Here is a 12554-nt window from a genome sequence, read left to right as displayed (position 1 = left end):
TTTAATTGGTTGGGGAAACAAACTCGCCAATTTTGACAGTTTTACTTGGCGATAAGCTTGTATCAATAATAACAATATCTCCAATGTCAAATACTGCTGTTCACTCAAATGCTTTCGGAAAATTTTGTGATATGATTGTGGTAACATTTTGTTGTTTTGGGGCTCCCTTGCCCCTATTTTTTTACCCCCTTATTTTCTCAAATTATTGCCACATCTCATCTTCAACCCCCTTGTCACCCGGTAAGGCACAAGCTAATTTTTGTGGTTGGTGATAACCAATTTCCGGTGAAACCGTGTTGGGGGAAACCATAGATTTTACGGACTGGGGACTGAGCGATGAAAAAATCAGCATAGCACCCATAATCGTCATAATGCCATTTTCTGCAAAGCTGACAATTCCCAAGGGCGCTTTGGAATTTCCACCAATACAGGCACAGTTCAATGCCATTTTGTCTATATATACGGCCTTGAAAACAGACACAATACCACTCATGCCCAATATTAATGAGCCAACTCCGGTAAATAGTGGCGCTATATTCGATAGAAATCCCAAACCAATGGCCAGCTCCGCAAAGGGATAAAGTTTGCCATAGTGGTAGAACCGCTGGGTAATTAGGTCATACTTCTTAAAGCTGGTGGTAAAGCTATCAATATCCATCAATTTCAAGGAGGCCAGCATGGAAAGGGAAATACCCATAAATCCAGTTAGTCCCAAGGAGGTAGAAAGTGCTACTAATCCTGCGGTGGAAAATAGAGCAATCACCGGTGTGTAGGAGTACTCAGGAGTGATTGCTTGCACGGAAAAATACTTGGCAAGATCTGAATATCCACCTAAGCGCCGATCTCCAATAAAGATTTGGGGGGTGGTAGAAACTCCGTATTGTGCCTTAAAAGCATCAACTTCTATCTGTGAACGCAGCAGAATATCCTCAAAGGGAATGCCATGCTCAATTAGCAAGTTAATTGCTCGTAGTCCCCAAGGACACTGATGTTCAGGCGTTGACATTCGGTAGACTTTCACTGGTGCATTGAATAAAACATTAGTCATTTATGTTAGTGTATATATTATCCTCCATACAATATACAATAAACTAATGGCACAAGTAAAAATTGTCAAGAGAGCATTCAAGGAAATGCAGAAGCTATACCATGAAGATCTAGAAACTGTTAGGAACATAATTAAGGGTTTTAGTGAAGATCTTCCTGGTGATTGTAAACAACTAGAAGGTTATGGAAACTTATGTCGTACCAGGCAAAATGACATCAGAGTAATCTGGAGACGAGATGAAAATAATGATTTTCTGGTTGTTAAGGTGGGAAGAAGAGACAAGGTTTATCAACAAATCAACAGGAATCGAAACCTAGATAATCCCCTAGCTTGGTCAGATATTCTTGATCTACCAGAAGACAGAGTAGAGAGTATTCCCACATATAGGGTATCCGATCAAAATTACTCATCCTGGTATCAGTTTGTTTATGGTGGCTATCTTTATTCACCAATTCTCACCCCAGAACAACATAGAACAATTTATAGTCACCTAAACACATTGACTAAAAATTTGAGGGAAAGGAGGGACGAAATAATTCCCAGCTTGTTGTTGCAGAGTGCACCAGGTACGGGTAAAACAGTTTGTGCTGCACTATTCGCTTGTAACCAATACATACAACCACAACAAGGTTGGAACATCATCCTAATTCTACCACCTGCTCTCTGTGAGGAAGTGAAACAATTTACCTGTATTAAAGAACTTGATCTAAAAGATGATCAATTTTTCTTTGTTGGTACTTTTCAAGAATGGCATAGAAGTGTAAATTCTGAACTACATAATCAGGTTGCCACCAATGAAGAAGAATTAGATGCTCTTACTAAAGAGGCCAGAAGGATCCATGTTATTAATAATAATGAGTGTCTCTCAGAACACGACTTGACACTATACAGAAGCTTTGTTTATGAAAGAGATAGTATAAACGTAAAAAATCCCATTTATAGAAACAACGAACTGAGAGTTAAAAAATTAATAAAAATTAAGCAAGGTAGGGAAGGATATAAAAAACATCTCAACAACAAACTAGTTTGGTTAGACGCTTTGAGAAAAACAACTCAAGAACTCGATCTCACAGATATAATGACACCCGAACAGATAACAAGACAGACCCTGTTCATTTTTGATGAAGCACAGGATTATTTACTTAGAGAATTAGATGACGTTATACAAATGCTCTCAAGGTGGCGGAACCAATTTTTACCACCTATAATTTGGTTACTAGGTGATCTGAATCAACGGATTAAACCGGTTGATTTTGATTGGGGAAGTCTACATCTTAACCAACGAATTCATCTTCAATACAACTACCGCAACACCCAAAAAATACTGGAATTTGCTGAAATATTGCACAATTTTGCCAAGAGCGCCAATGCTGGTGGTAGACACCTTCCTGATCCTTCCAATCCAGAAAATGCTTTTGAAATAGGTGAAAAAGTTGCCATATTAAAAGTTGACTCCATGGATGATGCTAGAAATTTTCTCCAGCAGTTAAGTGACAACATTAGTGCTTCAACCCAGCAGGATGACAGATATTTACTGCGTAAGTTATCGCGCCAAGTTCATTTAATTTATAAACATAATCATGAGCTTATGGCAAACTACTTACCTGGAATTAGTTATCTGAAAGCTGAGGAAGCCAAAGGAAGAGAATTTGATGCTTGCATTGGTTTTTTGATATTTCAAGGTGAAGGTAAACCCTCCTTTGAGGAGGCTAATATTTGGTATACCATCGCCACCCGGGCAAAATCTAGACTGTTAATTATAGCAACCCCTGAGGAATTGGAAAGGTTAGGAGAAAGAGATCAATTTACCAACTGTGATTGGTATACCTCCATGGATGGTAACTTTTTGATTAGTTGGATTTCCGAGTTATCTGGTGCTGAAGATTTATCAGAAGATGTGGATGCGGTTGACCGGTTAATTAATGATGCTGTAAATTCCGATCCCCCACTGATACATTGGGATATGTATACCGTTCTTCGCACAGCTGCAGATGATAGAATCAATGAAATTGAATCTAAGTTAATAGCAAGATTATCCCAGTGTAACCCAGATTTTTTGGACAGGGAATTGAAGCAAGCTGATAACAATATTACCGATTTTTATAATAGGATTGCCATAAAGTGTTTACTTCTGAGAAGTTCCCGCCGATTTTGGGATGCTATTACTCAAGCAAATGAATTAAAGAGAACCATGGCCAATGCTTATAACCGTATCATTAATGCCATAGCTCAAGATCTTGAGGATAGGTTTTTACCCTACGAAGCAGCTCGTGTAAGAATGAATTTAGGTCAGCAGTTTCCCGCAGACTATCCATTTAGCAGTCTAATATCAAACAATAATTTCCATAATTTGTCCCCAGTGTCTAATTTATGTCAGATGGCGATCGAAAGTATCTCAGAAAGTGAGCTTTTGCTAGAATCACTTGATGAGATTCAAGCTGCTTATAATGATTATCAAGCAGGAAACTTTATGACTTTTGATGAATACAAGTCACAACGATTACATTAATCACCATGTCCCACATTAATAAAATTTACACTATAGTTGTACCTAGACGTGTGCAAAGACAGCTAGATGCTTTGCCAAGAGATGTCTATGATCGGATCGCTCCCAGAATTGAAGGACTTAGGCAAGATCCTCGTCCCCATGGAGTCATGACAATGAGAGGACATGAAAATGAATATCGTATTCGCATTGGTGATTATCGCGTTCGCTACGAAATTGATGATAGAAAATTAATTATTCTTCTGGTTCAATGTAGGCATAGAAGAGATGTGTATACAGTATAGATCTACATTCTACAATATTTATAGATGTGGAAAATTACAGCATATATGTCCATGAGGTTTAAGTCTCAATCTTTGGGAGTCTATGTCTATATAGTACATTAGTGCCAAATAAATTTAGATAGAATCAAAGTGGAGGTAAGTTTTAATGGCCGAAAATACTGTGAAAGTAGATGTCCTATTCCCAGCATTGTTAAAAGCAATTTCCTCACTAGGAATTGATGAAAAACATCAACTTTGGGAATTGTTGGAAGCTGAGTTATTCCCTGATGATGAAGACTCCCCGGAAGATCTTGATGACATTCAAGCTGCTCGTAGTGATTACCAAGCAGGAAACTTTATGACTTTCGATGAATATCAGATTTATCGCAATAATCTCCCGAATTGACCATCAAACACATCACGGTAACCACCTGTGACGCGTAGTTTAAGCATCATTGGTTGGGGTTGAGGGACGAAACCCCAGGAACGCCAACAAAAAGAAAAACTAGCTGCTTATCTACGTTCCCTTGGTATTGACCCGGAGAAAATATAAAATCCTGCCAACTCCATATCCTGTGCCTTTTGGCTCCAGCACATTAAGCCTTATCTAGGCGTTGCTAAACGACAGAATGATTTAACCAACATCACAATAGCATATAAGGTATCAATTATGCCGATAACGTGCAGATGATTAGCCCCTAACCAGCGTTATTGGCGATCGCACGGTGAGTGGGAAAGATTATAGAAATGGGATCTGGGGAGTGCTTAGACATCGCCCGTTTTTAAAAACATTCTATCCTAATTGCTGATATACTCTATCTATCAGCTGAAACTTGTTCTCACTATAGGAATATAAAAATAGATGAATGTTCAACATAAAACAGATTTAGATATTGCTAGAGATCTTAAAAAATTATGTGACGTGATAAATGAGGCAATTGAAGATGCAAGAGATGTCCTAAAAGATGCAAGAGATACTTTACAAAATGCACAAGTAGTGAAAAGTGACCTGGAAGAGATTGAAACCCGTAGTCTTGCTAATTATGATCACGCTGAAAAGATTAATTCAGAACTACAGAGCTTAAGGGACTTGCCAAATCAAATTAGTGAACTAGGTGTTACCCCTGATTTATGGACGAATATTCAACAAGTCCTGGCTAGTATCAAAGAGCTTGAAGAATATCATAAGATTTATACACAAATTGAAACTAAATATATAGAAGTCAGTCAAGCAAATAAAAATATTGAATCTAACTTAGATCAAATTAATCAAATTCTGTTGGATATAGGAGGAATGGAAAATTTAAGACAGCTCCTAGATCAGTCCATAACGGCACAAACTTCATTGGATGGAACCAAACAGGAGGCGATCGCTCTTCATGATCAAATTAGTCAAATTCTTTTAGAGACTGGGGGTGTAGAAAATTTAAGACAGCTCCTAGACCAGTCTACAACGGTACAGACTTCACTGGATAGAACTAGACAGGAGGCGATCGCATTTCAAAATCAAATTATTGAACTAGGTATTACCTCTGATTTCTGGGCAAATATCCAACAATTTTTGACTAAGATTCAACAAGTAGATAGTTCTTCCCAACTCACTTATCAGGATATACAAAATATTCAACAAAACTTACAATCTATTGAAGCAGTGGTGCAAAGTAGATCACAGGAACTAGCTAGTCAATATAATCAATTACAAACCTATCTTAGCCAATCGGAAACCAGGTTGGAAAATTTGATTCAAACCTATGGGAGGATTTCCACGGAAATTGAAACTAATTATGGATATATTAATCAAGCCAATGAGAATATTGAGTCTAACCTGGGTCAAATTAATCAAATTTTGTTGGAAACAGGAGGAATAGAAAATTTAAGACAGCTGCTGGATCAATCTAGAAGTGTACAGACTTCATTAGATATAAGCAAACAAGGGGCGATCGCCGTTCATAATCAAATTAGTCAAATTTTGTTGGAAACAGGAGGGACAGAAAATTTAAGACAGTTGCTGGATCAGTCTAGAAATATACAAACTTCGTTGGACAGAATTAAACAAGAGGCGATCGCCGTTTATAATCAAATTAGTCAACTGGGTATTACTCCTAACTTATGGGCAGATATTCAACAAGTCTTGACTAATATCCAACAAGCCGAGAATTCTTCCCAACTTACTTACCGAAACATACAACATATTCAACAAAACTTACAATCTATCGAAGCAGCAGCACAAACTAGATCACAGGAAGTAGCTAGTCAATATAATCAATTACAAACCTATATTAGCGAATCCGAAACCAGGTTGGAAAATTTGATTCAAACCTACGGGGGGATTTCCACGGAAATTGCAACCCACTATAGATATATTAATCAAGCCAATGAGAATATTGAGTCCAACCTAGGTCAAATTAATCAAATTTTGTTGGAAACAGGAGGAATAGAAAATTTAAGACAGCTGCTGGATCAATCTAGAAGTGTACAGACTTCATTAGATATAAGCAAACAAGGGGCGATCGCCGTTCATAATCAAATTAGTCAAATTATTTTAGAAACAGGGGGGTTAGAAAATTTAAGACAGCTCCTAGATCAGTACACAACGGTACAAACTTTACTGGATAGAAACAGACAAGAGGCGATTGCCGTTCGCAGTCTTGATGCGTATTTGATGGAATTTCGCAAACCTAGGAACCATAGAGAACTAAGAAAGTTTTTGTGGAATGAGTTAGGATTTGTAGGACTAATAATCTATTTCCTCAGATTAATAACCTCAAGAAAATAATACGACAAAACAAATTGAAATCCCCATCCATGAATGCAGGGGCCTTCATCCTTTGATTTTCGGCAAAGAAATGTAAACTAAACGCCATATCCCCTTGACTTATACAACAAATCTGATATACTCTTGGTGTTGAGGTAACTAGTGCTGACAGTAAAATCGGTAATTTTTTATGCCTGACCCTTCCTTGTATATCACGGATTTCTTAACCTGGTTAAATCACCAGGTTTCAGCGTTGAAGCATAGAAATGGCGATGTTTTAGATTGGGATAATTTGGCTGAAGAATTAACGTTAACGGGCATTAGTGAAAAAAATGAGTTAAAGAGTCGTTTAATTGTTCTACTCTCCCATTTACTCAAGTGGCAATATCAAGCTGATAAGCGGTCTATCAGTTGGTTTACCACAATTGCTAACCAACGAGACGATCTTCAAGATTTGTTAGAAGAAAATCCTGGTTTAGGAAAGTATATTCCTGACTTGGTAAGTAAAGCTTACCGAAATGCTCGTCGAGAAGCAGCAGCAGAAACAGGAATGGAGTTGGCTATATTCCCTGATGTTTGTTGTTACAAAATTGAGCAAATTTTAAATCCACAATTTATCTGTAATACGACTAAAGATTTTCAAAAAGCAATCATCGAGGCCCAACAATAAGTGGGTCAGTGGAATTAAATATAAGATGAACGTAGGTTGGGTTGAAGTATGAAACCCAACACCCCCATGGTTACCCTACAGCTAACCCATCCTACAAATAATTGTGCCTCTCTACTTAAATCTGAAATTGTCACCGAAAAAAAATAAATGGTGCTGCGAGGTGCTATAATTTAGTCCAGCTTGTGGAGTAGAGAGTTTTTTGTTGCCAAATAATAGCTCTAGTACATCCACTCTAACTTTTATCTATTTTTGTGGCAAAGGTATTAGAACAGGTGAAGGTTTTAGTTATTGGTAATGGGGGAAGAGAACACGCTCTGGCGTGGAAACTGCTACAGTCTGAGCGGGTTAATCAGGTGGTTTGCGTACCCGGAAATGGTGGTACTGCAAATCTCAAGGGTTGTCAAAACCTACCCCTATCAGTAAACGACTTTCCTGCTATAGGCAAATTCGCCCTAGAACATAACATTTCCTTGGTGGTCGTTGGTCCAGAAGTCCCCTTGGCAAATGGCATCACTGACTACTTACAAGAACTAGGACTTATGGTATTTGGTCCTAACCGCAATGGAGCGCAAATTGAGGCAAGTAAGTCCCGGGCTAAATCATTAATGCAAGAAGCAGGGGTACCTACAGCTAAAGCTGCTGTATTTGACCAGGCCCATTTAGCAAAGATCTATGTTCAACAGCAGGGAATACCAATAGTCATTAAAGCTGATGGTTTAGCTGCTGGTAAGGGTGTGACCGTGGCTGAAACTCTCACACAAGCTGAAATGGCTATAGATGCTATTTTTCAAGGACAGTTTGGTAGTGCAGGTAATTTTGTGGTTATTGAGGAATACCTCCTGGGTCAAGAAGTATCTGTTTTAGCCATCACAGATGGAGTCACTATTAGACCACTCTTACCTGCACAAGACCATAAACGTATAGGTGAAGGTGATACGGGAGAAAATACTGGAGGTATGGGAGCATACGCACCAACTCCTATCGCTACACCAGAGCTAATGTCACGGGTGCAAACGGAAGTTTTAGAAAATACCATTTCGGCTTTAAATCAAAGAGGGATTGACTATCGTGGGATTTTGTACGCTGGCCTAATGGTTGCAGATAATGGCGACTTCCGTGTTTTGGAGTTTAACTGTCGCTTTGGCGATCCTGAAACCCAAGTGATTCTACCTTTATTAGAAACCCCTTTAGATGAATTGATCCTAGCTTGTATTCACCAGCGATTAGCACAAATCCCACCCTTGGTTTGGAAATCGGGCGCAGCAGCTACCGTTGTCGCAGCTTCAGCTGGTTATCCCGGTAATTATCAAAAGGGTCAGGTGATTACTGGTATCCCAGATGCGGAAATATCAGGTGCCAAAGTGTTCCATGCTGGTACTAAATTAAATGCCCAAGGGCAAATTATCTCCGATGGCGGTAGAGTGTTAAATATTACTGGATGGGGAGAAAATTTCCACCAGGCGATCGCCCAAGCATACCATGGAATTCAACAGATTGAATTTTCCGGAATGTACTACCGTCGAGATATCGGTCATCGTGTCCTCAAATTTATTGGCTAATCTCCACCAGTCAGTAGATTTGATGATAGGCTAAGAATGTAATCAAACATATTGGTGGTCGAACAATGTTAATTGTAACAATTCGTAATGTGATTAATCATTGGTGGTATGAGTTTACTCTACAAACTAAGCTCCTAGCAGTTGCTACCTTAGTGGTTTCCCTATTTATGAGTGGATTAACCTTTTGGGCGGTTAATACAATTCAACAAGATGAATGGTTGAATGACACAAGATTTGGCAGAGACCTGGGACTGCTGTTAGCTTCTAACGTTACACCACTAGTTGCAGAAAAAAACTTCACAGAGGTGGCACAGTTTTCCCAGCGTTTTTACAGTAGCACATCTAGCGTGCGCTATATGCTGTATGCTGATGAAACGGGGGAAATCTTTTTTGGCATTCCCTTCTGGGATCCCCAGGTAGAAAGTTCCTTGACGATTAAACAAGAAATGCTACCACCAGAAGACTATCTTGATGATGAGCAAAAACCAATAGTTCGTCAACACAATACGCCTGATGGTTTGGTCACAGATGTATTTATCCCTTTGATGGCAAATAAGCGATATTTGGGTATGCTGGCCATTGGCATTAATCCCAATCCCACAGCGGTAATTTCCTCCAATTTTACCCGTGATGTAACTATTGCGGTTTTTATCACAATTTGGGTGATGGTAATTTTGGCAGGGGTGATTAATGCTTTGACCATTACCAAACCAATCAAGGAATTGCTAGCAGGGGTAAAGCAAATAGCAGCGGGAAATTTTAAACAGCGCATAGATTTACCCTTGGGAGGAGAATTAGGGGAACTAATTTTCAGCTTTAATGATATGGCCGAAAGACTAGAAAGGTATGAGGAACAAAATATAGAGGAATTAACTGCGGAAAAAGCTAAATTGGAAACTTTAGTTTCTACTATTGCTGATGGTGCAGTACTTATTGATAATAATATGCAGGTAATTTTGGTCAATCCCACGGCCAGACGTATTTTTGCCTGGGAAGGAACAGATGTGGTGGGTCAAAATCTTTTGAATTACCTACCACATAGTGTACAAATGGAAATAACTCGCACTTTGTATGAAATGGCCAGTGGTGAGCGTGAAAGTGCAGAATTTCGCATCCTCCTGGTAGAACCAACTAAACGTACCATCCGTATTCTTTTGACCACCGTTCTTGACTCCCAAAGAGAAAGCATTAAGGGTATTGCTATTACTGTGCAAGATATCACCCGAGAAGTGGAATTAAATGAAGCTAAAAGTCAATTTATTAGTAATATTTCCCATGAGTTGCGCACTCCCCTGTTTAATATTAAAACCTATATTGAGACTCTTCATGATTATGGTGATGACCTAGGTGCCAAAGAGCGTCAAGAATTTTTGGCAACTGTAAACCATGAAACTGATAGACTTACCCGCTTGGTTAATGATGTTTTGGACTTATCAAAACTAGAGTCTGGTCGAACCTATCATTTTGATGGTGTTGACTTAGCACAAGCATTAGAACAAACATTGAGAACTTATCAACTTAATGCTAAGGAAAAGGGTATTAACCTGGTTCAGGAACTAACACCTAATTTACCACTGGTAATAGGTAATTATGATTTATTGCTGCAAGTGTTTGGCAATTTAATCGGTAATGCTTTAAAATTCACACCAGCAGGAGGCATAGTAGCTATTCGTGCTTATAGGGTGGATGTAAATAGGTCTGGTCACAATTCTCCATTAGTTCGCATTGAGATTAGCGATACAGGTATAGGCATTGCTCCAGAAGACCAACAGGCAATTTTTGACCGCTTTTTCCGGGTGGAAAATCGAGTCCATACCCTAGAGGGTACTGGATTGGGTTTATCTATCGTTAGAAATATCATGGAAAGACACCATAGTCAAGTGCATTTGGTTAGTGAAGTTGGAGTAGGTACTACCTTTTGGTTTGATTTGGCTTTGTTTGATGAAGACAAACCCACGGTAAACCTAACTCCCCTCCCTTAAAAATCTACCCCTCTTTTTAATTCTACTCCCTGGTTTGCGTAATGCTTATGACAATAAACCTCAGAATGAATACTGGCTAAATCAAAATAGGCTGGTTGATTTTGACAACGCCCAGTAATAATGATTTCCGTACCTTTAGGTTTACGCAATAGGGCTTGTAGGATAGGCTCTACGGAGAGTAACTCAAGGTCAACCGTGGGATTTAGTTCATCAAGAATGATAGTTTTATACACCCCAGATGCGATCGCAGTTTTGGCAATTTCCCAACCTCGTTCTGCTTCCACATAGTCCAAATGTTGTCGAGAATTGCGCCACACGATCGCATCCCGACCACAGCGTAAGTGATCTACCACATCGGGATAGGATTGCTGTAAAGCGGCGATCGCTGCATCTTCAGTATATCCAGTACCACCTTTCAACCATTGCATAATCAATACACGGGCGGAACCGGGGTGATTAATTCCCCTACCGATTGATTTTAGAGCCTTACCCAAGGCACTAGTAGACTTACCTTTTCCTGAACCAGTATAAATTTCTATACCATCCAAGAGTAATTCTGCTGCTTGAGGATGATGGTGGGGTTTCATTTCCGAGTGCAGGTCAGCAATATCCAGTAATTGTTGTGGAGCTGCTCGACCTGTAGTAATAATTTCCAGTTCTTGAGGTTTAGATTTTAAGGTTTCTACGACCTCTTGAACCGGGAGCAGTCCCAAATCTAAAACCGGGTTAATTTCATCCAGAACCACCACGGAATAAAGGTCAGAAGCAAGAGCCCCCTTAGCCACATCCCAACCCCTTGCTGCTTCTGCTCGGTCAAAGGGAGTAATTTCATCATGTCCGAAATACTCAGCCCTACCCGTACGCACCTGGTCAATCAAATGAGGGAAACCCCTTTGTAAAGCTGCGATCGCTCCATCCTCGTCATAATCTCTTCCTGGTCCTTTCAAAAACCGTAATAGCAAAACGCGATTACAATTGCTCTTGGTATTGATACCCAGGCCAATAGAGCGCAAAACCACCCCTAAAGCAGCTTGAGATTTACCCTTTCCTGCACCATCATAAACGTGAATTTGACCTGTCAGTCGTTCTGACCGTGCTTGTGCTGTCAGAATACCGATTCCATTTCTTGTCATCTTCTTTTCTAGCCATTTTCTCCCAAGTTATGTATATTCTATTATATTGAATGGTTGTTCCATGAGTTTTTAACCATCCACACAGTGTCTTATGCTTGATGAATTATCACTACCCAAAGTCCTCCCGGTGGGTACTATTGTCTTTCAAACTTTATTTTTGCTGGTTGCTATTCCGATAGAGTCCTATATTCTCCACAGAGCAATCAAATTTGACAAAAAGACCAGTGTTTTTTACGCTATGGCGATCAACGTCCTCTCTACCGTTCTGGGTTGGAACATTTTTTTCTTGCTGGAACCAATCCTACCCGTCAAGGTGAAATCGGAACTGATGAGCTATGTATTCTTTAACACTTTTCAAGGTAATCTCAAAACTAATCTGTTTCTCATAGGGTTTGTGATTTTCCTGGGGACTTTTGTAATTGAGACCCTGTTTTTAAAAATACTAATGATTATTTTGCGTGAGGGTAGGAATCAGTTAAACTTGGCAGAAATGACCCAAAGAGAAAAGAGTCTGGCGAAACAAAAGCTGAAAATGCAAAATAATAACCTGATTACGACCATCCTCATAGCTAATACAATCAGCTATACCGCCATTAGCCTACTTATTTTAGCACGGGACTTTCTTAAAAGAAGTTAAA

The 12554-nt window shown here is 39.3% G+C and carries 10 protein-coding genes and 1 pseudogene; 8 read left to right on the top strand and 3 right to left on the bottom strand.

From position 1 onward, the window contains the following. Together ASL19_RS18430 and ASL19_RS02175 are read right to left on the bottom strand one after the other, a co-directional pair. Window positions 1-147 (bottom strand): annotated as a pseudogene (locus ASL19_RS18430) (IS4 family transposase); the annotation flags it as partial. 55 nt (window positions 148-202) lie between these two features. After that, entirely contained in the window at window positions 203-1048 is an 846-nt protein-coding gene (locus ASL19_RS02175; protein ID WP_082604640.1) for a glutaredoxin, read from the bottom strand. A 46-nt stretch (window positions 1049-1094) separates the two neighbouring features. Here ASL19_RS02175 and ASL19_RS02170 point away from each other — a divergent pair, with 46 nt between their 5' ends. The 7 genes from ASL19_RS02170 to nblS all read left to right on the top strand — a co-directional run bounded on the left by ASL19_RS02170 (window position 1095) and on the right by nblS (window position 10783). Further along, on the top strand, window positions 1095-3557 hold the full coding sequence (locus ASL19_RS02170) for a hypothetical protein (protein WP_057177102.1): 2463 nt from the start codon (window positions 1095-1097) through the stop codon (window positions 3555-3557). A gap of 5 nt (window positions 3558-3562) precedes the next feature. Next, complete coding sequence (locus tag ASL19_RS02165; protein WP_057177101.1) at window positions 3563-3838, top strand: type II toxin-antitoxin system RelE/ParE family toxin; 276 nt, start codon at window positions 3563-3565, stop codon at window positions 3836-3838. Between the two features lie 145 nt (window positions 3839-3983). Beyond that, window positions 3984-4223, top strand: a complete 240-nt coding sequence (locus ASL19_RS02160; RefSeq protein WP_057177100.1) for a hypothetical protein — start codon at window positions 3984-3986, stop codon at window positions 4221-4223. 456 nt (window positions 4224-4679) lie between these two features. After that, window positions 4680-6593, top strand: a complete 1914-nt coding sequence (locus tag ASL19_RS02155) for a hypothetical protein (RefSeq protein ID WP_057177099.1) — start codon at window positions 4680-4682, stop codon at window positions 6591-6593. Between the two features lie 169 nt (window positions 6594-6762). Next, the gene (locus tag ASL19_RS02150) at window positions 6763-7242 is read left to right on the top strand and encodes a DUF29 domain-containing protein (RefSeq protein WP_057177098.1); all 480 of its coding nucleotides are present in this window, start codon (window positions 6763-6765) and stop codon (window positions 7240-7242) included. 272 nt (window positions 7243-7514) lie between these two features. Next, the gene (gene purD, locus ASL19_RS02145) at window positions 7515-8801 is read left to right on the top strand and encodes a phosphoribosylamine--glycine ligase (RefSeq protein WP_057177097.1); all 1287 of its coding nucleotides are present in this window, start codon (window positions 7515-7517) and stop codon (window positions 8799-8801) included. A 65-nt stretch (window positions 8802-8866) separates the two neighbouring features. Further along, the gene (gene nblS, locus ASL19_RS02140; RefSeq protein ID WP_057177096.1) at window positions 8867-10783 is read left to right on the top strand and encodes a two-component system sensor histidine kinase NblS; all 1917 of its coding nucleotides are present in this window, start codon (window positions 8867-8869) and stop codon (window positions 10781-10783) included. Here nblS and ASL19_RS02135 read toward each other — a convergent pair. Then, window positions 10780-11916: a cob(I)yrinic acid a,c-diamide adenosyltransferase gene (locus ASL19_RS02135; protein ID WP_006276885.1), complete on the bottom strand. Its 1137-nt coding sequence runs from the start codon at window positions 11914-11916 to the stop codon at window positions 10780-10782. The genes nblS and ASL19_RS02135 overlap by 4 nt on opposite strands. A gap of 91 nt (window positions 11917-12007) precedes the next feature. On the opposite strand from ASL19_RS02135, the gene fraC reads away from it, so the two are divergent. Beyond that, entirely contained in the window at window positions 12008-12553 is a 546-nt protein-coding gene (fraC, locus tag ASL19_RS02130) for a filament integrity protein FraC (protein WP_057177095.1), read from the top strand. Window position 12554 lies beyond the last annotated feature (1 nt).

The organism is Cylindrospermopsis sp. CR12, from assembly GCF_001432185.1.
GTDB classification, from domain to species: domain Bacteria; phylum Cyanobacteriota; class Cyanobacteriia; order Cyanobacteriales; family Nostocaceae; genus Raphidiopsis; species Raphidiopsis raciborskii.
Note: the sequence above shows the minus strand (reverse complement) of the source record. Positions and strands in the feature narration are given on the sequence as shown.

What these genes read in the sequence shown, in the direction of transcription:
- ASL19_RS02175 (WP_082604640.1), bottom strand. Translation starts at nt 1,048, where the DNA reads ATGACTAATGTTTTATTCAATGCACCAGTGAAAGTCTACCGAATGTCA.
- ASL19_RS02170 (WP_057177102.1), top strand. Translation starts at nt 1,095, where the DNA reads ATGGCACAAGTAAAAATTGTCAAGAGAGCATTCAAGGAAATGCAGAAG.
- ASL19_RS02165 (WP_057177101.1), top strand. Translation starts at nt 3,563, where the DNA reads ATGTCCCACATTAATAAAATTTACACTATAGTTGTACCTAGACGTGTG.
- ASL19_RS02160 (WP_057177100.1), top strand. Translation starts at nt 3,984, where the DNA reads ATGGCCGAAAATACTGTGAAAGTAGATGTCCTATTCCCAGCATTGTTA.
- ASL19_RS02155 (WP_057177099.1), top strand. Translation starts at nt 4,680, where the DNA reads ATGAATGTTCAACATAAAACAGATTTAGATATTGCTAGAGATCTTAAA.
- ASL19_RS02150 (WP_057177098.1), top strand. Translation starts at nt 6,763, where the DNA reads ATGCCTGACCCTTCCTTGTATATCACGGATTTCTTAACCTGGTTAAAT.
- nblS (WP_057177096.1), top strand. Translation starts at nt 8,867, where the DNA reads ATGTTAATTGTAACAATTCGTAATGTGATTAATCATTGGTGGTATGAG.
- ASL19_RS02135 (WP_006276885.1), bottom strand. Translation starts at nt 11,916, where the DNA reads ATGACAAGAAATGGAATCGGTATTCTGACAGCACAAGCACGGTCAGAA.
- fraC (WP_057177095.1), top strand. Translation starts at nt 12,008, where the DNA reads ATGCTTGATGAATTATCACTACCCAAAGTCCTCCCGGTGGGTACTATT.